The organism is Alkalihalophilus lindianensis (assembly GCF_032843265.1).
Classification (GTDB): Bacteria; Bacillota; Bacilli; order Bacillales; family Bacillaceae_D; genus Alkalihalophilus; species Alkalihalophilus lindianensis.
The window spans coordinates 1-242 of sequence record NZ_JAWJBA010000912.1 but is presented as its reverse complement, the minus strand read 5'-3'; the positions used below and the strand labels follow the sequence as shown (position 1 = coordinate 242).

Here is a 242-nt window from a genome sequence, read left to right as displayed (position 1 = left end):
AAAGATAAATCAGGTGCTGAAAAACTTCAAGGATATTGGTTGTTGGAACTCGGTGAGCTTGCAGGAATGCGTAAGACGGATGTGGAGATTGTGAAGTCCTTTATTTCTAGGGCGGATGATAAGTACCGTGCCAGTTATGGGGTCAACGTCGAAAGCCATCCCCGTCAATGCGTGATTGTAGGTTCTACCAATGCGGAAAGCGGTTTTCTTCGTGATATTACGGGCAACCGCAGATTTTGGCC

Annotated in this window: 1 protein-coding gene; it reads left to right on the top strand. The window is 46.7% G+C overall.

All coding sequences use genetic code 11. The features are described from left to right. Positions 1 to 242 (top strand): VapE domain-containing protein (locus tag RYX56_RS24765; RefSeq protein WP_317124441.1); only part of this gene is annotated, 242 nt, incomplete at both ends.